The 17,975-nt window shown below is 76.3% G+C and carries 18 protein-coding genes; 10 read left to right on the top strand and 8 right to left on the bottom strand.

The window, feature by feature from the left end; genetic code table 11:
- Nucleotides 1–72: 72 nt before the first annotated feature.
- Nucleotides 73–993, bottom strand: coding sequence for an SDR family oxidoreductase (locus BLT39_RS11580; protein ID WP_091062814.1), 921 nt, complete (start codon nucleotides 991–993; stop codon nucleotides 73–75).
- Between the two features lie 86 nt (nucleotides 994–1,079).
- On the opposite strand from BLT39_RS11580, the gene BLT39_RS11575 reads away from it, so the two are divergent.
- A complete protein-coding gene (locus BLT39_RS11575) occupies nucleotides 1,080–1,646 on the top strand; it encodes a TetR/AcrR family transcriptional regulator (RefSeq protein WP_091062812.1) in 567 nt (188 codons plus the stop codon).
- 18 nt (nucleotides 1,647–1,664) lie between these two features.
- On the opposite strand, the gene BLT39_RS11570 is transcribed toward BLT39_RS11575, so the two are convergent.
- The 6 genes from BLT39_RS11570 to BLT39_RS11545 form a co-directional block, all read right to left on the bottom strand.
- Entirely contained in the window at nucleotides 1,665–2,762 is a 1,098-nt protein-coding gene (locus BLT39_RS11570) for a DUF5925 domain-containing protein (protein ID WP_242658330.1), read from the bottom strand.
- A gap of 63 nt (nucleotides 2,763–2,825) precedes the next feature.
- The gene (locus tag BLT39_RS11565; RefSeq protein ID WP_091062808.1) at nucleotides 2,826–3,662 is read right to left on the bottom strand and encodes a class II fructose-bisphosphate aldolase; all 837 of its coding nucleotides are present in this window, start codon (nucleotides 3,660–3,662) and stop codon (nucleotides 2,826–2,828) included.
- A 3-nt stretch (nucleotides 3,663–3,665) separates the two neighbouring features.
- Complete coding sequence (locus tag BLT39_RS11560; protein ID WP_207507874.1) at nucleotides 3,666–4,598, bottom strand: DMT family transporter; 933 nt, start codon at nucleotides 4,596–4,598, stop codon at nucleotides 3,666–3,668.
- Between the two features lie 37 nt (nucleotides 4,599–4,635).
- On the bottom strand, nucleotides 4,636–5,613 hold the full coding sequence (locus tag BLT39_RS11555; protein ID WP_091062804.1) for an N-acetylglucosamine kinase: 978 nt from the start codon (nucleotides 5,611–5,613) through the stop codon (nucleotides 4,636–4,638).
- Nucleotides 5,614–5,662: 49 nt separating this feature from the next.
- On the bottom strand, nucleotides 5,663–6,823 hold the full coding sequence (locus tag BLT39_RS11550) for an SIS domain-containing protein (protein WP_091062802.1): 1,161 nt from the start codon (nucleotides 6,821–6,823) through the stop codon (nucleotides 5,663–5,665).
- On the bottom strand, nucleotides 6,820–8,163 hold the full coding sequence (locus BLT39_RS11545; protein WP_242658329.1) for a D-tagatose-bisphosphate aldolase, class II, non-catalytic subunit: 1,344 nt from the start codon (nucleotides 8,161–8,163) through the stop codon (nucleotides 6,820–6,822). Before BLT39_RS11545 ends, BLT39_RS11550 begins: the two co-directional genes overlap by 4 nt.
- Before the next feature lie 60 nt (nucleotides 8,164–8,223).
- Between BLT39_RS11545 and BLT39_RS11540 the strand changes: the two genes are divergently transcribed.
- The 7 genes from BLT39_RS11540 to BLT39_RS11510 all read left to right on the top strand — a co-directional run bounded on the left by BLT39_RS11540 (nucleotide 8,224) and on the right by BLT39_RS11510 (nucleotide 15,018).
- Entirely contained in the window at nucleotides 8,224–8,979 is a 756-nt protein-coding gene (locus BLT39_RS11540) for a GntR family transcriptional regulator (RefSeq protein WP_091062800.1), read from the top strand.
- Nucleotides 8,980–9,450: 471 nt separating this feature from the next.
- Nucleotides 9,451–10,458, top strand: a complete 1,008-nt coding sequence (locus BLT39_RS11535) for an LLM class flavin-dependent oxidoreductase (protein ID WP_091062798.1) — start codon at nucleotides 9,451–9,453, stop codon at nucleotides 10,456–10,458.
- A gap of 86 nt (nucleotides 10,459–10,544) precedes the next feature.
- On the top strand, nucleotides 10,545–11,906 hold the full coding sequence (locus tag BLT39_RS11530; RefSeq protein ID WP_165640250.1) for a putative Ig domain-containing protein: 1,362 nt from the start codon (nucleotides 10,545–10,547) through the stop codon (nucleotides 11,904–11,906).
- A gap of 86 nt (nucleotides 11,907–11,992) precedes the next feature.
- A complete protein-coding gene (locus tag BLT39_RS11525; protein ID WP_131801472.1) occupies nucleotides 11,993–12,652 on the top strand; it encodes a hypothetical protein in 660 nt (219 codons plus the stop codon).
- Nucleotides 12,645–13,040, top strand: coding sequence for a hypothetical protein (locus tag BLT39_RS22450; protein ID WP_165640249.1), 396 nt, complete (start codon nucleotides 12,645–12,647; stop codon nucleotides 13,038–13,040). Before BLT39_RS11525 ends, BLT39_RS22450 begins: the two co-directional genes overlap by 8 nt.
- Before the next feature lie 35 nt (nucleotides 13,041–13,075).
- Nucleotides 13,076–13,762 carry a response regulator transcription factor gene (locus BLT39_RS11515; protein ID WP_091062791.1) on the top strand — a complete coding sequence of 229 codons (687 nt, stop codon included), beginning with the start codon at nucleotides 13,076–13,078 and terminating at the stop codon, nucleotides 13,760–13,762.
- Nucleotides 13,759–15,018, top strand: coding sequence for a sensor histidine kinase (locus BLT39_RS11510; RefSeq protein ID WP_207507872.1), 1,260 nt, complete (start codon nucleotides 13,759–13,761; stop codon nucleotides 15,016–15,018). Before BLT39_RS11515 ends, BLT39_RS11510 begins: the two co-directional genes overlap by 4 nt.
- Here BLT39_RS11510 and BLT39_RS11505 read toward each other — a convergent pair whose 3' ends face one another.
- Nucleotides 15,019–15,954, bottom strand: coding sequence for a serine/threonine-protein kinase (locus tag BLT39_RS11505; protein WP_091062789.1), 936 nt, complete (start codon nucleotides 15,952–15,954; stop codon nucleotides 15,019–15,021).
- Between the two features lie 59 nt (nucleotides 15,955–16,013).
- On the opposite strand from BLT39_RS11505, the gene BLT39_RS11500 reads away from it, so the two are divergent.
- Both BLT39_RS11500 and BLT39_RS11495 read left to right on the top strand, forming a co-directional pair.
- Entirely contained in the window at nucleotides 16,014–16,463 is a 450-nt protein-coding gene (locus tag BLT39_RS11500; protein ID WP_091062788.1) for an NUDIX hydrolase, read from the top strand.
- A gap of 215 nt (nucleotides 16,464–16,678) precedes the next feature.
- Nucleotides 16,679–17,965, top strand: a complete 1,287-nt coding sequence (locus BLT39_RS11495; protein WP_242658328.1) for a serine hydrolase domain-containing protein — start codon at nucleotides 16,679–16,681, stop codon at nucleotides 17,963–17,965.
- Nucleotides 17,966–17,975: the final 10 nt, after the last annotated feature.

The raw sequence follows: 17,975 nt of genomic DNA, 5'->3' as shown, positions 1-17,975 counted from the left end.
GGATCCGGCCCGTGCGTGGGGGAAGGGCTCCCTTGCCCCGGCGGGTGGAGGTAGCGGGCGGAGGCGGAGGGGTCAGCGGGTGTAGTGGCCGGCGCGGATGTCCTCGAGCAGGGTCGGGCCGGTGGGCGTCCAGCCGGTGAGCTCGCGGGTGCGGGCCGAGGAGGTGGGGCTGTCCAGGCCGAGCATCGGGCCCAGCCAGCCCAGCGCGTCCACGGCGTCGGCGGCGGGCACGGACTCCACCGGGACGCCGAGCTGCTCGCCCAGCGCCGCGGCGATGTCGCGGGTGGCCACGCCCTCCTCGGCCGCGGCGTGCAGCACCGACCCCGCCGGCACGGACTCCACGGCCAGCCGGAACAGCCGGGCGGCGTCGTCCCGGTGCACGGCGGGCCAGCGCGCCGCGCCGTCGTCGACGTAGCGGGAGGCGCCCCGCTCGCGGGCGGTGGCCGACAGCGTCGAGATGAACGCCCCGGGCGGGTCGCCGGCGCCGTGCACGGTGGGGGAGAGCCGGACGACGACGCTGCGCACGCCCCGGTCGGCCAGCGCCACGGTCGCCCGCGCGGTCTCCTGCCGGTGGTTGAGCAGGGCGGAGTCCAGGTCCTCGGCGACCAGGCCGTCCTCCTCGGTGGCCGGCCGGCCGGGGGAGACGCCGAGCAGCCCCGACGCGATGACCAGTGGCTTGCCGGTGCCGGCCAGGGCCTCGCCGAACGCGTCGACGACGGCCCGGTCGGCGAGCGCGGCCTCGGTCATCGCCCCGCTGAAGGCGAGGTCGTGGCGGAAGGCGAGGTGGACGACGCCGTCGGCGGCCCGGGCGCCCTGGCGCAGGGTGTCGAGGTCGTCGAGGGAGCCGCGCAGGACGTCGGCGCCGGCGTCGGTGAGCGCGGCGGCGGAGGCGTCGGAGCGGGCCAGGCCGGTGACCCGGTGCCCCGCGGACAGCAGCTCGGGGACGAGGGCGGAACCGATCCAGCCGGACGCGCCGGTGACGAGGACGTGCATGGGATGACCTCCGGACGAGTGATGGCAGCGACTGTCATCGACGCTAGCACTCCATGTCAGTCGCTGTCATCAGTAGTCTCGGGCGCATGGGTCGCTGGGAGCCGGACGCGCGCGGCCGCCTCCAGCAGGCGGCCATGGAGCTGTTCGTCGAGCACGGCTACGAGCGGACGACGACCGCCGACATCGCCGCCCGCGCCGGCCTCTCCGAGCGCACCTACTTCCGGCACTTCCCCGACAAGCGCGAGGTGCTCTTCGACGCCACCCACGCCCTCGACACCCTCGTGGTCGACGGCATCGCCGCCGCGCCCGCCGACGCCCCACCGCTGGACGTCCTCGCCGCCGGGCTGCGGGCCGGCGCGGGGATGCTCGACGGTCTCGGCGACCACGCCCGGGCACGGACGGCGGTCATCACCTCGCAGGGCGAGCTGCGCGAGCGGGAGCTGGCCAAGATGAGCGGTCTGGTCACCGCGTCGGCCGCCGCGCTGGTCGAGCGCGGGGTCGCCGAGGCGCCGGCGCTGCTGGCCGCCGAGGCCGGGGTGGCCGCGTTCCGGGTGGCCTTCGAGCGCTGGGTCGCGACCCCGGGCGGCCCGCCGCTGCCCGACGTCGTCGACACCGTCCTCGCCGAGCTCCGCCGCGTCGTCGCCCCCGCCTGACCCCCGCCGGGTCAGGCCCTACAGGTAGCCGCCCGGGGTGTCGTGGTCGGTGACCCCCAGGGTGCGCTGCTCGCGGACGGCGTAGAGCTCGGCCAGCGTCGCCTCCCGGCCGGGCGGGGTGGTGTCCGGGCCGAGCCAGGCCGCCGCCTCCCGGGCCGACAGCGGCAGGAACTCGGTGCGGTCCAGGCAGCGGCCCGGACGGGTGATCGCCGGGTGCAGCCGGCCGACCTCCTCGTTGGTGGTCAGCAGGACGACGACCTGCAGCCCGTGGCCGAGGATGCCGTCGCAGAGGTTCAGCAGCCGGCCCAGCGACGCGCCCGCCCGCTGCTTGGCGTCGGCGTGCAGGTACTCGTCGCAGTCCTCGGCCACCACCAGCCGCCACGGGTGGTCCAGCTCCTCCTCGTCGCCGCCGTCCACCCCGGCGACCTCCAGCAGGTAACCCGGGTCGGCGAACAGCTTCTCCGGGTCGGCCACGTAGTGCGTCTCGCACCACGGCGACCAGGCCTGGCTCAGCGCGCGCACCGCCGTGGTCTTCCCCGTCCCGGGCCGGCCGTGCCAGAGCACCAGCCGTCCCGCCCGGGTGGACAGGTCGGAGGTGCCCAGCAGCGTGCCCAGGGACGCCGCGGTGGTGCCGGCGTAGTTGCCCCGCACCTCGGCCCAGTCCGGCGCCTCGACCGAGCGGGTCGACATCTCGGCGTAGTTCCCGCGGTGCGCCCACAGCCGCATGCGGACCTGGTCGGCCGGGTGGTCGAGGGAGTCCCGCACCCCCTGCAGCGTCGCCTCGAGGAGGGCGGTGACCTCGCCGAGGTCCGCGCCCGCCACCTCGACCGTGGTCAGCTGCCGGCGTGCGGACAGCAGCAGGACGCTGCGGTCCACCTCGACCACGAGCGTCCGCGTGCCGTCGTCGACCGAGTCCAGCAGCACGCGGCCGTCGGCGGGCACCAGGCCCTCGGTCGAGCCGAGGACGCCGGGCTGCTCGCCGGTGCGGTGGTAGGGCCGGTCACCCCCGGCCAGGGCCCGCAGGACGTGCGCCGACCCCAGCTGGTCGACGGTGGTCAGCTCGACGGTCCCCGGGCGGTCGGCGGCGAGCGGGGCGGTCAGCAGGTCCTGGAGCACGTCGACCATGGTGGGTCACCGGGTCCAGGGGTTTGCCGGCCCGCGGCGCCCGGCCCCCCGGGGTCAGCCCACGGCGTAGAGCTGCAGCAGGCGCTGCGCCTCGGTGCCGGCGGCGCGGGCGCCGGCGGCGGTCCAGCGGCGGGTGTCGGCGAGGTCGGGGTCGGCCTGCAGCAGCCGGCGCACCTCGGCGGTGAACACCCGGTTCAGGTGGGTCGCCACGTTGACCTTCACGATGCCGGCCCGCACCGCGGCCACCAGCCCGTCGTCGGGCACCCCGGACGACCCGTGCAGCACCAACGGCACCGGCACGGCGTCCGCCAGCCGGGCCACCAGCTCGACGTCCAGCCGGGCACCGCGGTCGGCCATCGCGTGCGACGAGCCGACCGCCACCGCCAGCAGGTCGACGCCGGTCGCGGCGACGAACGCGGCGGCCTCGCCCGGGTCGGTGCGGGCCGTCGGGGCGTGCGCGCCGTCCTTGCCGCCGACCTCGCCGAGCTCGGCCTCGACGTCCACCCCGGCCGCGCGGCAGGTCGCGACCACGGTGGCCGTGGTGGCCACGTTGTCCGCGTAGGGCAGCGTCGAGCCGTCGTACATCACCGAGCTGAACCCGAGGCCCACGGCGGCGTGCACCAGGTCGAGGTCCTCGGCGTGGTCCAGGTGCACCGCGACCGGCACGTCGGAGGCCCGGGCGAGCGCCAGCACGCCGGCGGCGTAGGGCTCGAGCCCGCCGTGGTGGCGGACCGCGTTCTCCGACAGCTGCAGCACGACGCCCACCCCGGCGTCGCGTGCGGCGGCCTCGTAGGCACGGGCCTGCTCGAGGTGGACGACGTTGAACGCGCCGAGCCCCCGCCCGTGACGTCGGGCGTCACGGGCGAGGGCGGCGGTGGAGACCTGCGGCACGGATCAGACCCGGGCGCCGGGTGCGACGCCCTGCTCCTGGACGACAGCGCCCTCGGAGACGGACTCGCCGCGCTTCTCGTCGCTGTAGACCATCAGCGTGGAGCCGACCAGCGCCAGCACGATGCCGATCGCGGCGGGGACCGACGGCAGGGTCTGGTAGAAGGCCAGCGACAGCAGGATGGTCAGCACCGGGGCCAGCGCGTTCGTCGTCGGCGCGACGATCGAGGCCTTGCCGCGGGACAGCGCCATGACCAGGAACAGCGCCCCGACGGCGTTGAGCAGCTGGGTGCCGGCGGCCAGGGTCGGGGCCTGCCACGGGGCGCCCGAGGGCAGCCCGCCCATCATCACCAGCGCGACCGGCACGAGCACCAGCCCGCTGATGGTCATCCAGCCGAAGGTGGTGCCGTCGTTGACGCCGACGGTCGCCGCCTTGCGCATGAAGAAGGCCTGCACGCCCCAGGCGACGCAGATCAGGATCGCCAGCAGCAGCCACGGACCGGTGCCCTCGGTGCCGTCGGAGCTGGAGATGCTGAACATGACCACGGCGACCAGGGCCAGCACGACGCCGACGACCGCGAGGCGGCTCAGCCGCTCGCGCAGCAGGACGACGGCCAGCAGCACGGTGATCGCCGGCGAGAGCGCGATCAGCGGGAAGATCAGGTACGCCGGGCCCATGGTCAGCGCCTTGAACAGCAGCAGCTGCCCGCCGGCGCCGGTGAGGCCGATGGCCAGGCCGTAGCCCGCGGCGACCGGCCGCTTGTCCCAGGTGCTGCCGCGCAGCGCGAAGAACGCCGGGATGAGCATGGTGAACGCCCAGATGACGTAGACCATCTCGTCGGGGTAGCCGTAGGTCGCGGTGGGCAGCCCGGAGAACGCGCCCCACACCCCCCAGGACAGGACGAGCAGCAGGGCGTAGGTGATCCAGCTCCGGCTCACGCCGGCTCCGGCCGTGGTGGACGACATCGGTGTCTCCTCAGGCAACTGCGGTGGTGGGGTGGGTGGACAGCCGCGACACGGCGTCCGGGTCGACCGGGTGGCCGGCCAACCGGGCGGCGTGCAGCGCAGCGCCGAGATCGGGGGCGAGCAGCGGACGGCGCAGCTCGATCGGGTCGCCGAGGTCGGCCAACCGCCGCGAGAAGGCGGTGAGCAGCAGCTCGGCGTTCAGCGCCCCGCCGGAGTAGGAGACCGGCATCGGTTCGTCGGCGGGCCAGCCCAGCCGGAACCGGGTCGCCGACACCAGCAGCGCGAGCTCGGCACCGGCCTGCTCGACGATGCCGAGGCAGACCCGGTCGCCGGCGTCGGCCGCGGCGACCACCGGCCGGCACAGCGCGGCGATCTTGCCGCGGTCGCCGTGCCACCGGTTGAGGACGACGTCGACCAGGTCCAGGTCGGCGGTCAGCCCCAGGTGCTCGCGCAGCTGGTCCAGCAGCGGACCCGGCTCGGTGCGGCCGTCCGCCATCCGGGAGAAGGCGGCCAGGCCCTCGCGGGCGATCCAGTACGCGGAGCCCTCGTCGCCGAACAGCTCGCCCCACCCGCCGACCCGGGCGCCGCGGCCGAGCCGCTCGCCGTAGGTCATCGACCCGGTGCCGCTGATGACGTTGACGCCGTCGACCGCGCCCAGCGAACCCGCCCAGCCGGCGACCATGTCGTTGTCGCAGCGGTACCGGTCGTGCCCGAGGACGACGGCCGGCGCGGCGTCCAGCGCGGGCACGTCGCCGCTGGCCTCGCCGTAGCCGGGCATCCCGAAGAAGGCGAACTCGACGTCGACCGGGGTGGCCCCGGCGTCGGCGCACACCTGCGCGACGGCGGGGATCAGCACCTCGCCGACCAGCGCCAGGCCGGTCGCGAAGTAGTAGATGGACGGCGCGGTGCGGCGGGCCAGGACCTGTCCGGTCCCGTCCACCAGGCACAGGGCGGTCTTGGTACCGCCTCCGTCGACACCGAGGAACACGGTGCCTCCTCTCCGGCGACGTCGTCGTCGCCCGTGGGTGGGGCTGGGGTCAGTCGGCGAGCGGGTGCACGGTCACGCCCTGCACGACGCGGTTGACCTCGCCGTCGGGGAAGGGGTTGTCCGGCGTCCGGCCCTCGGCCAGCGAGCAGGCCAGCCCGATCAGCTGGGGCACGGGGGCAGCGGCCACGGCCAGCAGGACGTCGCCGAGGTCGGTCACCCCGGGGACGGCGAACCGCGGCCCCGGCGTCGTGGGGTCGGGGACGTCGTCGCCGTCCACCACGTGCACCTGGCCGGCGCCCAGCTGCGCCCGCAGCTCGCGGACCAGGTCGAGGTCGTAGGCGCGGGTGTGCCGGTCGGTGGACAGGAAGACCACCACGACGGTGCGGGCGTCGAGCACCGCCTTGGGGCCGTGCCGGAAGCCCAGCGGGCTGTCCGAGGTCACGGTGATCGCGCCGGTGGTCAGCTCCAGCAGCTTGAGGGCGGACTCCTCGGCCAGGCCCTTCAGCGAGCCGCTGCCCAGGTAGACCACCGAGCGCGGGCCGGTCGCGGCCAGTGCGTCGGCGACCGGTCCGGCCTGCGCCACCACCTGCCGGCCGGCGGACACGAGGCGGTCCACGCCGTCCCCGGGCAGGTCGCCGGCCAGCGCCAGCCAGGTGCCCAGCACCATGCAGGTGAAGCTGGAGGTCATCGCGAAGCCGCGGTCGTTGGACGCGGCCGGCATGCCCAGCACCAGCGAGCGGACCGCGGCGGCGTGGTCGCGAGCCAGCCGGCCCTCGGCGTTGCAGGTGACGACCAGGTGGTGCACCTCGGTGAGGCACTGGTCGGCCAGCTGCGTGGCGGCGACGGATTCCGGGCTGTCGCCCGAGCGCGCGAAGGACACCAGCAGGGTCGGGACGTCGGCGGCGAAGCACTCGCGCGGCGCCGACACGATGTCGGTGGTGGCGACCGCCTCGACGACCCGGTGCAGGCGGCGGGACAGCGCGGGGGCGACGACCTGGCCGGCAAAGGCCGAGGTGCCCGCACCGGTGAGCACGATGCGCAGGTCGGGGCGGGCCAGCAGGGGGCGGAGGAAGGCGTCGAGCTCGGCGCGGCGGTCGGCCACGATGCCGGCCACGGCGGCCCACAGCTCGGGCTGCTGCGCAATCTCGCGGGCGGTGGCGCCGGCGCCGGCCGACTCCAGGTCGGGCAGGGTGTCGAGCACGGTGGTCATCGGGTCTCCTCGATGTCGGCGGAGTTCTCGGTGGTGCGGGTGCGGCAGGCGACGGCGTAGCCGCGGAGCACGTCCTGCACGGCGTCCACGACCAGGGCGGCGGGGTCGGCCGACAGCCGGCCGGCGCGTACGCGGGCGTGCTGCACGGGCAGGTGGGCCGACAGCAGGGGGAGCGGGACCGTGCGCTCGCGCAGGTTGGTCATCAGCTGCTCGGTCGCGGCCTCGACGCGGGGGTCGGGCCAGTAGTAGCGGGCGCGGTCGCTGTAGGAGTAGCGGCGGGCCAGGTGCTGGGCGGCCTCGTCGCCGTCGTAGTAGCCGCGCCAGTGGCCGGGCGCCTCGAGCATCACCTGCTCGAGGACGTCGGGGAGGCGGGCCTGGTCGGCGGCGGGCACCAGCTCGCGCTCCACCTCGCTGAGCGCGAAGAGCGCCTCGCGCATCGCGAACGTCAACCACGGGCCGACCTTGAGCACGGCCCAGTGGTCGGCGACGAGCGCGCCCAGCGCCTCGACGGTCTGGTAGTCGGTGGAGTGCGCCTCGAAGACCATGGCCGGCTCGTCGGCGAGCACCTCGCGCAGCGCCGCCGTCCGGTCGCTGCGGTAGTCCACGACCTGCAGGGCGTCGAACTCCACGCCCGGCTGCACGACCAGCGCCATGACCTGCGGCCAGACGTGGTCCAGGCCGCGGGCGGCGAACGCGGCGCGGTGCGCGGCGAGGGTGGCCCGGGCGGCGTCGGCGTCGGTGGGCCGGAGGTCGTGCAGCTCGTGGTCGGCCCCGCCCGGCACCGGGACCTCGGTGCCGACGACGTAGCGCAGCGCGCCCGCCGCGCCCACCTCGGCGGCGGTGGCCTCGGCGACCGCGAGCAGGTCGGCGGCCCGCTCGGACACCAGCTCGTCGGTCAGGGGCGAGGGGTCCCCGGCGCACGGGTAGGAGCAGTCCAGGTGGATCTTGGTGAAGCCGGCCCGGACGTAGGCGGCGACCAGGTCGCGGGCCTGCGCCATGGCGTCGGCCGGGGCCGACGAGCGCCAACGGTTGGTGCCGAGGTGGTCACCGCCCAGCAGCACCCGGGTGCGGGGCAGGCCGCAGGTGTCGGCGAGGTCGAGGACGGCGTCGCGGAAGTCGGCCGGCCGCATGCCGGTGTATCCGCCGTGCTGGTCGACCTGGTTCGAGGTGGCCTCGACCAGCACGACGGTGTCGTCCTCGACGGCCTGCCGCAGCGCGGCCTCGAGCACCCACGGGTGGGAGGAGCAGACGGAGGTGATGCCGCGGACGTCCCCGCCGTGCTGTGCGCGCACGAGGTCGTCGAGGACGGCGGCCGTGGTGGGGGACGTGGTGTCGATCACGGAGCCGACGCTAGGGCGGATGCACTGGACTCATCCTGGCCCAACTGGTATGAAACTGGTATGGACCGTGCAGCCGGGGCCGACCTGATCCGTCGCGGTCGCACGCTGCCGCAGCAGACCGCGGACCGGCTGTGGTCCGACCTGGTCGCCGGTCGGGCCAGGTCAGGCGACCGGCTGCCCAGTGAGCGCGTGCTCGCCGACCGCTACCGGGTCAGCCGGGTGACGGTGCGCAGCGCCCTGGCCGGGCTCGCCGAGCGTGGTCTGCTGTCGGTCACCCCGGCCCGCGGCTGGCAGGTCGAGGTCGACACCGGACCGGTCGGGGAGGACGTCGGCCACACCGTGCAGGGGTTCGCCGACTACGCCGCCGAGCGCGGCCTGACCGCCCGCAGCGCCGTGCTGCGCCAGGTCACCCGGGCGGCCACCGTGGCCGAGGCGGACCGGCTGCAGATCGCACCGGGCGCGCCGCTGTTCGAGATGCGCCGGCTGCGCTTCCTGGACGACGTGGTGGTGGCCGTGGAGCACAACCGGCTGCCGCTGGCCCTGTGCCCGGCGCTGGCGACCACCGACTTCCACGCCGCGTCGCTGTACGCCGTCCTGCGCGACAACGACCCGCCCCAGCTGCCCCGGGTGGCCGACTACTCGGTCGAGGCGCGCTACGCCACCGACGAGGAGCGGGCGCTGCTGGAGATCGAGGGCGAGGTCCCGATGCTGGTGGCCGACCAGCTGACCTACAACCAGCAGGGCCGGGCGCTGGAGTGGACCACCCAGGTCTTCCGCGGTGACCGCTACCGCTTCCGTGCCTCCATCACCGACTGACCCCGCCCGGGGCGCGAGCGGGAGGCGGCCGCGGCTGCCCGGGCGTCGACTGTGCAGCTGCGGCCCTGCGGATACGCCGTCGACGGCGCTCGCTGCACACTCGACAGCCGTTGGACGCCGCGAGCGCACTGCTGTGGTGGTCAACGGATCCCGATGACCACCACAGTCGTGCAGTCGATGCCGTCAGGGCGATCAGGTGCCGGGAGCCGGGGCGGACGGCGGAGGACCCTCCGCCGCGTGGTCGATCAGTGCGTGGTCGCGGGGATCCTCGCCTTGGCCGGCACGGCGCCGTCGGCAACTCCGGTCGCACACGGCGCGCCGGTGGGCTCGCTGACCTGATGGGCCCCGAGCCCTCTGCCACCGGCCGCTCGATGCGCGAGGACCCCGCACGCGGAGGCGTACGGGGTCCTCGACGAGGCGCCGGAGGTCCGGTGCGGGAACGTCGCGGGCCCCGCGGGGGTTCACCGGGGCGTGCCCACCGCTGACGTGCCCCTGCAGAAGCTCGGCTTCCTCACCATCGGCGTCTTCGACGGCGCCGACCCACGACCGGGGATGGAGGCGCTGCTGACCCAGATCCAGCTCGGCGAGGAGCTCGGGTTCGACTCCGCCTGGCTGCGCCACCGGCACCTGCAGTACGGCGTCTCGAGCCCCGTCGCGATCATGGCGGCGGCGTCCCAGCGCACCTCGCGCATCGAGCTGGGGACGGCGGTGACCCCGCTGGCGTGGGAGAACCCGGTGCGGCTGGCCGAGGACCTGGCCACGGTCGACCTGCTGTCGGGCGGGCGGATCAACCCGGGCATCAGCGTCGGGCAGCCCATGCGGTGGGATGACGTCAAGGACCTGCTGTACCCCGACACCGCCGACGTCGAGGACTTCACCTACGAGCGGGTGCACCGCTTCCTGCGCGCGGTCGGCGGCGAGTCCGTGGCCACCGCCGGCACCCACGGCATCGAGGTCTTCTCCGACCGGGTGCAGCCGCACAGCCCCGGCCTGCGCGACCGGGTCTGGTACGGCGCCGGCAGCCTGCGCTCGGCCGCCTGGGCCGCCGAGCAGGGCCTGAACCTGCTCACCTCCAGCGTGGTCACCGGCGCCGACCGCGCCGACTTCGCCGCCGTCCAGGGCGAGCAGATCGCCGCCTACTGCGAGGCCAACCCCGGCGGCCGGGTGTCCCAGGGCCTGGTGGTCATCCCGACCGACACCGCCACGCCCGCGCAGCGGGAGAAGTACGAGGCCTACGCCGCCGCCCGGCTGCCGCGCACCCGGGAGCCGCAGGGCCCGGGCAAGCTGCTGTTCGCCCCGGACGTCGTGGGCACGTCGGAGCAGATCGCCGAGCAGCTGCACGCCCACGCCGGCTTCCGGCAGGTCATTGAGGTCGCCTTCGCGCTGCCGTTCAGCTTCGAGCACGAGGACTACGTGCAGATCCTCACCGACATGGCTACCCGGTTGGGCCCGGCACTGGGCTGGGCCCCCAGCCCCTGATCGGTGTCCGCACTGCCGATGAGGACCAGGAACGGTAATCGGCAGTTCAGGAACCGGGGTGCGTGGTGGGCCGTAGTGGTCGGGTCGTGGTCGTGCTGGTCGTCCTCGCAGCCGCGTGGGGGCTCGTCCCGGGCTCGGCTTCGGCCGCCCCCGTCGGGGTACCGGTGGCCGCCGCGCCGGGTCCGGTCGAGGCGTGGGGCGAGTCTTCCGCGGGCCAGGCGTCGCCGCCGAGCCTGACCGACGCCGTCGCCGTGGCAGGCGGTGGCGCGCACTCGTTGGCGTTGCGCTCCGACGGCACGGTGGTCGCCTGGGGCAACGACGGGTCGGGTCAGTCGACGGTTCCGGCGTCGGCGGTCGGGGTCGTCGCGATCGCGGCCGGTGGCAGCCACTCGATGGCGTTGCGCTCCGACGGCACGGTCATCGCGTGGGGCTGGAACTCGGCGGGCCAGTCGACCGTCCCGTCGTCCCTGTCCGGGGTGACGGCCATCGCGGCCGGTGTCGACCACTCCTTGGCACTGCGGTCCGACGGCACCGTGGTGGCGTGGGGCGACAACACCTACGGTCAGACGGCGGTCCCGCCGTCCCTGGCCGGGGTGACCGCGATCTCGGCCGGCTTCCGCTGGTCGATGGCCCTCCGCGATGACGGTTCGGTCGTGGCCTGGGGCGACAACACCTACGGTCAGACAGCGGTCCCGTCGTCGCTGCAGCCCGCGGTCGCCATCTCTGCCGGGTACGTCGAGGGGCTGGCCCTCCACGCCGACGGCACGGTGAGCGCCTGGGGGTGGGACGGGACCGGGGTGGTCACCGGGGCCGCCGTGCTGACCGACGTCGAGGCAGTGGCGGCCGGCAACTCCTTCGCCGTGGCGCTCCACCTGGACGGCACGCTGACGGCCTGGGGACGCGACAACGCCGGCGAGGTCAGTGACGCGGCCGGCCGCAGCGGCATCTCGGCTCTCGGGGCCGGCAGCGACCACGCCGTGGCCGTACGGGGGCGACGAGCGCCCGTGGTGAGCACCCCCGGCCCGGTACCCGCCGGCACGGCAGGCGCCCCCTACGCCGGTTACCAGCTGATCGCCACCGGGTACCCCGACCCCACCTTCACCGTGACCTCGGGCAGCCTGCCGGTCGGTCTCGTCCTCGGCTCCGACGGTCGGCTGAGCGGCACCCCGACTGCGGCGGGCACCTCCGCCTTCACCGTCACGGCCACCAACTCCGAGGGATCCAGCAGCACCGCTGCGCTCTCCCTGGTCATCGCCCCGGCGGCCGGTCCACCCGTCGTCGGGACGGTGCCCCCCGCCCCCGGTGGTGCCACCGGACCACGGACCCCGAGCCCCGCACTCGCAGTGACCGGGACGCCCTCGGGCCTGCTCGCCGGCACCGGAGGCGCTCTGGTCGCCCTGGGCGCCGGGTGCCTGGTCGCCGCCGGGCGTCGGCGGCGCACCGGGTGACCACTCGGGCGCGGTCCCGCACCGCGGGCTCAGGGACAGCACAGCCTTAACCTGGCCTTGAGCCCGCCGACCGGAGAGTGACCCGCATGCGAACCACACCTCTCCTCGCCACCGCCTGGGCCGGCGCCGCCACCGCCGCCGTCGGCCTCGGGTTCTTCGCCGTCGGCCTGCTCGACGCCGACCCGGTGCCGGCCTCGGCCGCCACCGCCCTGCCCACCGCCGCGGTCACGCCGTCGACGAGCAGCCCCTCGACGACGTCCTCCTCGCCGCAGGTCACGCCGCCGGCCGCCCTCACCGGCCAGTACGTCACCGACGGCGGCACGGTCTACGGCTCCTGCGTCGGCGGCGAGCTGCAGCTGGGCAGCGCGCCGGCCCCCGGCTGGGAGGTCGACGACTCCTCGACCGCCGGGGCGGTGGAACTGAAGGGCGGGGACCGCCGGATCCACGTCACCGCCACCTGCGGCCCCGGCGGCCCGGTCTTCTCCGTCGCCGAGGGCGGGGACGACGACGGCAGCGACGACCGCGGCGGGGACGACGACCGGCCGGCCGTGACCCCCGCGCCGTCCACCCGGCCCGCCCCGACCACCGCCACGACCACCGCGGAGGTGACCCCGGACGACCACGGCGGCCGCGGCTCCGACGACTCCGGGTCCGACGACTCCAGCGGCCGCGGATCGGGTGGGCACGGTTCGGACGACTCCGGGTCCGACGACTCCGGCTCGGGCGGGCACGGGTCCGATGACTGAGCGGACCGCGACCCGGCCGGGCACCGCCACGCCGCTGCTCGCGCTGCGGGTCGCCGCTGCCGCGACCGTGCTGGTGCTGGCCTGGCAGTTCGTCACCGCCGGCCAGCTGCTCGGCGGGGCTGCCTCCGACGACCTGCACGCCGTGGGCGCGATCGCGCTGCACGTCGTCGCCCTCGCCGCCGCGGCCGCCGCCCTCTGGCTGCGGCAGCGGACCGCGGGCCCGCTGTGGCCCTCGGTGGTGGCGGTCGCCGTCTTCGCGGCGAGCTTCGTGCAGGCCGCGCTGGGCAGCTCGCACCAGATGGCCGCGCACGTCCCCGGCGCGCTGGTCCTCACGGTCGGGTCGGTCTGGGTGCTCGCCTGGTCGCTGTCGCGCCACCCCGTCGGGTGAGCCACGTCGACGTCCGGAACGGCTAGCGTCCTCCGGTGGCCTCCCTGTTCGTGATCGAGGACGACGAGCGCATCCGCGGCGCGGTCATCCGGGCGCTGCGCGACCGCGGGCACGTCGTGGAGTCCACCGGCACCGCGCTCGCCGGCCTGCAGCAGGTGCTCGAGCGGCGTCCGGACCTGGTGCTGCTCGACCTCGGCCTGCCCGACCTGGACGGGGTCGAGCTGCTGCGGATGCTGCGCGCGGTGTCGGCCGTCCCGGTCATCGTCACCACTGCCCGCGACGAGGACGCCAGCGTCGTCGGGGCCCTGGACGCCGGCGCCGACGACTACGTGGTCAAGCCCTTCCAGGCCGGCCAGCTCGACGCCCGCATCCGCGCCGTCCTCCGCCGGGTCGGGGGACCCGACGCCGACGGCGGACCCGTGGTGGTGGGTGACCTGTCGGTCGACGTGCGCACCCACCGGGTCACCCTCGCCGGCGCCGACGTGCCGCTGAGCCCCAAGGAGTTCGAGCTGCTGGCCTACCTGGCCGCGCGCGCCGGCACGGTGGTCAGCAAGCGGGAGCTGCTCGCCGAGGTGTGGCAGCTGCCCTACGGCGGGTCGGACAAGACCGTCGACGTCCACCTCTCCTGGCTGCGCCGCAAGCTCGGCGAGAGCGCCGGGGAGCCGCGGCTGCTGCACACCGTCCGCGGGGTCGGCGTCCGGCTGGCCGGACCGGCCGCGTGAGGCGCCGGATCACCCTGCTGGTCGCGGCCACCACCTCGGTCGTGCTGCTGGCCTTCCTGCTCCCGGCGGCCGCGCTGGTGTCCCGGGTCGCCGAGGCCCGCGCCCTGGACGCCGCGCGCCAGCAGGTGCAGACCCTGCTCCCGGCGGTCGCCCTGGCCCCCGCGGCCGACGGCGTCCGCACCGCCGTCGACACCGCCCTGGCCGCCGGCCGCCCGGCCGCCGTCGTCTGGCCCGACGGCACCGTCGTCGGCGACCCCGCCGCGGTGCTGCCGGCGGCGGTCCCGACCACCGCGGCCACCGTGGACGTCGCCGGCGGCACCGTCGTGGTGCAGCCCGTCGCCCGGGACGGCGGGACGGCGGTGGTCACCGTGCTGGTGCCCGACGACGTCGCCGACGCAGGCGTCCTGCGCACCTGGCTGGTGCTCGGCGGGCTGGGCGCGGTGCTGTTCACCCTCGCGCTGCTGGTCGCCGACCGGCTGGCCCGCTCGCTGACCCGCCCGGTGAGCGAGCTCGCCGCCACCGCCGACCGGCTGGGCCGCGGGGAGCTCGACGCCCGGGTCGAGCCCGCCGGGCCCGACGACATCCGCGCGGTCGGGACGGCGGTCAACCGGCTGGCCGGCCGGATCGGCGAGCTGCTCACCGCCGAGCGGGAGAACGCCGCCGACCTGGCCCACCGGCTGCGCACCCCGCTCACCGCGCTGCGCCTGGACGTCGACGCGCTACCCACCGGGCCCGGCCGCGACCGGCTGGTGGACGACGTCGACGAGCTGTCCCGCACCGTCGACGCGGTCATCTCCGACGCCCGCCGGCCCGTGCGCGAGGGCCTGCAGGCGCGGTGCGACGCCGTCGCCGTGGTGGCCGAGCGGGTCGCGTTCTGGTCGGCGCTGGCCGAGGACGAGGAGCGCGGGATGGACGTCGACCTCGCCACCGCCCCGCTGCCGGTGCGGCTGCCGGCCGCCGACCTGGCCGCCGCGGTCGACGCGCTGCTGGGCAACGTCTTCGCGCACACCCCGCCGGGCACGCCCTTCGCGGTGACCGTCGGTCCCCGGCCGGGCGGCGGTGCCCGGCTCGCCGTCGCCGACCGCGGACCCGGGGTGCACGCCACCGCAGCACTCCAGCGCGGCGTCTCCGGACGCGGCTCGACGGGGCTCGGGCTGGACATCGCCCGCCGCACCGCCGAGGCCTCCGGCGGCTCGGCGACCGTCGACGGCGACGACGGCACGGTGGTCGTGCTGGAGCTGGGCCCGCCGGCCTGATCAGCGGACGACGGCCGCGGCCACCCCGGGGAAGGCCGTGGCCAGGGCGCCCCCGGCCAGCACGCACCCGGTCAGCGCTACGGCCGCCCACCGGCGGGGCGCCCGGGCCGGCACCGGCAGCCGGCGGGTGGCGTCGTCGCCGTCCCCCGGGACCAGCGCCCCGACCGGGAGGGCGGTCGGCGCCGGCCCGGCGAGCAGCGCGGCCAGGGCCGCCCCGTCGGCGGGCCGCCGGGCCGGGTCGGGATGCACCGCGGCGAGCAGCGCCGCATGCAGGGCCGGGGGCAGCGCGGCCGGCAGGGCCGGCAGCCCGTCGGCGGGCCGCACCCCGGTCAGCAGCTGGTGGCCCAGGACACCGACCGCCCAGACGTCGTCGGCCGGGGTCGCCGGGGCGCCGCGCAGCCGCTCGGGCGACAGGTACTCCCGGGTGCCGAGCACCTGGTCGGCGGGCAGGCCGTCGACGCCGCCCGCGCCGAGCGAGATGCCGAAGTCGATCAGCCGGGCGCGCCCGCCGTCGTCGAGCAGCACGTTGCCCGGCTTGACGTCGCGGTGCACGACGCCGGCGCGGTGCGCGGCGGCCAACGCCGCGGCGACCTGGCCGAGCAGGGCCGCGGCCTCGGCGGGCGGGAGGACCGGGCGGCGGCGCAGCAGCTGGGCCAGGGAGCCTGCGGCCAGCTCGAGCACCAGGAAGTGCCAGCCGCGGTCGGCGCCGGCGTCGAGCACCGGCAGCACGCCGGGGTGGCGCACCGCGGCGTGCCGGCGTCCCTCGTCCCGGAACCGCTCGACCGCCGCGGCCGGGCTGCCCGGGGGGAGCAGCTTCACCGCGACCGGGCGGTCGAGTACCCGGTCGTGCCCGCGGTGCACCACAGCCATGCCGCCGGCGCCCAACAGGCCGCCCAGGTCGTAGCGGCCGGCGAGCAGGGGAGGGGGAGGAGCCACCTCGGCACCCTCGCCCGGGCCGGGTGAAGACCGGGCAAAGGCCGGGTCAAGATGGCTCCGTGCCACGACGCAGCGCCGGGATCCTGCTCTACCGCCGCACCCCCGAGCTGCAGGTGCTGCTCGGCCACATGGGCGGCCCGTTCTGGGCGCACAAGGACGAGCACGCCTGGTCGATCCCCAAGGGCGAGCACGACGAGGACGAGGACGCCGAGGCCGCCGCCCGCCGTGAGTTCACCGAGGAGACCGGCCACCCCGCGCCGGGGCACCTGCAGCCCCTCGGCGTCGTGCGCGGCTCGAAGGTGCTCACGGTGTGGGCGGCCGAGGGCGACCTGGACGCCGACGCGGTCGTCAGCAACACCTTCGAGCTGGAGTGGCCGCCCCGCTCGGGCCGGCTGCAGACCTTCCCCGAGCTCGACCGCGCCGCCTGGCTCGACCTCGACACCGCCGCGACCAAGCTGGTCAAGGGTCAGCTGCCGTTCCTGGACCGGCTGGTCGAGCTGCTCGGCTGACCCTGCTCCCGGGCTCGTGCCCTGCCCACCCGGTGTGGGCAGGGCACGAGCCCGGGAGGGGGAGCCCGCCGGGCGTGACCCGGACCGGGCCGGCTCGTCGGTGTGGGTGACCGTCACGGACAACCGACACCGGAGTCGCCTGATGTTCCGTCGTCCTGCCCAGGGCACCCGGGGCGTGGGTCCGCAGTGCGCGCCGAGCAGGCAGTTCGTCGCCGGTGCGGAGTACGAGGCGGGGGGCCGACGAGGTCGTGGCGCTGGGCCAGGCGCAGCAGCTGCACAGCACCTGGTGCACGGCCGGGGTCACCACCCGGCTCGACGTGCTGCCCGCCGAGCGTGGGGCCGTGTCGATGAGTCCCGGGCCCGACGGCGGTCCTCCTGGCATGGACCTCACCCCGATCGTCGCGCTCCTCGACGACCACGTCGCGCAGGGCCGCTACCCGGGCGCCGTCGTCGCCGTCCGGCACGCCGGGAGGACGACGGTGCACGCCACGGGCACCCTCGCCGTCGGGGGCACCGACCCGGTGCTGCCGGGGACGCCGTTCCGGGTCGCGTCGCTGACCAAGCCGTTCGGCGGGGTGCTGGCCCTGTCGCTGGTGGCCGACGGCACGCTCGACCTGCACGACGAGGCCGCCCGCTGGCTGCCCGAGCTGGCGGCGCCCCGGGTGCTGCGGCGCCCGGGCGCCGAGCTGGCCGACACCGTGGCCGCCAAGGCGCCGATCACCGTGCGGGACCTGCTGCAGATGACCTGCGGCGCCGGGCTGCTGATGGACGAGTCGCCGCTCGCGCACGCGATGTGGGTCGGGGGCGTGAGCCCGGGCCCGCTGCCGCCCGCCCGCGACCCCGACAGCTGGGTCGCCCGCCTGGCGGAGCTCCCGCTGGCCGACCAGCCCGGGCAGGGCTGGCGGTACCACACCGGCAGCGACCTGCTCGGCGTCCTGCTCGCCCGCGCCACCGGCCGCCCGCTGGCCGAGCTGCTGGCCGAGCGGGTCACCCGGCCCCTCGGGCTGACCGGCACCGCGTTCTGGACCGACCGCCCGCTGCCGGTGCAGTACGCCCCCGGGGACGCCGGCCTGGCGGTGCTCGACCCGGCCGACGGCGTCTGGTCCGCACCGCCCGTCTTCGCCTCCCTCGGCGGTGGGCTGGTGTCGACCGCGGCGGACGTGTGCGCCTTCCTCGGCGCGGTCGCCGACGACGCGCTGCCCGGCGGGGTGCGGGCCGCCGACGTGCTGCGCGACGGGCTCACCGACGTCCAGCGCGCCGCCGCGCAGACCTTCCTCGGCCCCGGCCGGACCTGGGCCACCGGCAACCTGGAGCTGACCCTGGAGGTCACCGACCCCTGGACGACGCCCGGCCGGTTCGGCTGGACCGGCGGCACCGGCACCAGCGGCTACTGCGACCCCACGCTGGACCTGGTCGCCGTGCTGCTCACCCAGCGGATGATGACCGGCCCGCACGACGGACCCGAGGAGTTCTGGCGGGCGGCCCGGGGCGCGGTGACCTGAGGGTGGAGCG

This window comes from Klenkia brasiliensis, assembly GCF_900100695.1.
In the GTDB taxonomy this organism is placed as follows: Bacteria; Actinomycetota; Actinomycetes; order Mycobacteriales; family Geodermatophilaceae; genus Klenkia; species Klenkia brasiliensis.
The sequence above is the reverse complement of the archived record's forward strand: the minus strand, read 5'-3'. Positions and strand labels throughout refer to the sequence as shown.

Coding starts and splice junctions, on each gene's coding strand:
- BLT39_RS11550 (WP_091062802.1), bottom strand. CDS start 6,823: ATGACCACCGTGCTCGACACCCTGCCCGACCTGGAGTCGGCCGGCGCC.
- BLT39_RS11580 (WP_091062814.1), bottom strand. CDS start 993: ATGCACGTCCTCGTCACCGGCGCGTCCGGCTGGATCGGTTCCGCCCTC.
- BLT39_RS11525 (WP_131801472.1), top strand. CDS start 11,993: ATGCGAACCACACCTCTCCTCGCCACCGCCTGGGCCGGCGCCGCCACC.
- BLT39_RS22450 (WP_165640249.1), top strand. CDS start 12,645: ATGACTGAGCGGACCGCGACCCGGCCGGGCACCGCCACGCCGCTGCTC.
- BLT39_RS11575 (WP_091062812.1), top strand. CDS start 1,080: ATGGGTCGCTGGGAGCCGGACGCGCGCGGCCGCCTCCAGCAGGCGGCC.
- BLT39_RS11540 (WP_091062800.1), top strand. CDS start 8,224: ATGGACCGTGCAGCCGGGGCCGACCTGATCCGTCGCGGTCGCACGCTG.